Origin of the sequence: Dawidia cretensis, assembly GCF_018598175.1 — a bacterium.
GTDB lineage: Bacteria > Bacteroidota > Bacteroidia > Cytophagales > Cyclobacteriaceae > Ohtaekwangia > Ohtaekwangia cretensis.
Genome location: NZ_JAHESE010000138.1, coordinates 1 through 378 on the forward strand (window position 1 = coordinate 1; position 378 = coordinate 378).

Annotated in this window: 1 protein-coding gene; it reads left to right on the forward strand. The window is 53.7% G+C overall.

Features of this window, described 5'->3' with window-relative positions; genetic code table 11:
• Positions 1–56 precede the first annotated feature (56 nt).
• Positions 57–378, forward strand: a 322-nt coding sequence (locus KK062_RS30085) for an AI-2E family transporter (RefSeq protein ID WP_254088087.1), incomplete at its 3' end; no start/stop codon positions are given.

The following is a 378-nucleotide window of genomic DNA, read 5'->3' on the forward strand; positions in this document are numbered from 1 at the left end:
CTCTACAACCGCCCGCGGTGCAATTTTTGTATCGATCTCTCCACAACCCAGCCTGTATGAAAGAGATCATTTCCCGCATTAATCAATACCTGTTGCTCGCTATTCTAACGACCGTCGTATTGTTTTATGGCAAGGTGGTACTGATTCCCGTGCTGTTTGCGGCGCTGCTCGCCATGTTGATGGCGCCCGTGTGTCGCTGGCTTGATTCCAAAGGGCTGTCGCGGCCACTTGCTACCACGGTGTGCATTCTAATCCTGCTCGTGTCGCTGTTGGCGGTTCTGGGTGTCGTGGTCGCGGAGATTTCGACGTTTGTGGGTGAGGCCGCGGCAATCGAGGAAAAAGCGAATGAGCTGCTGGCTAACCTGCAGGGTTTTATAG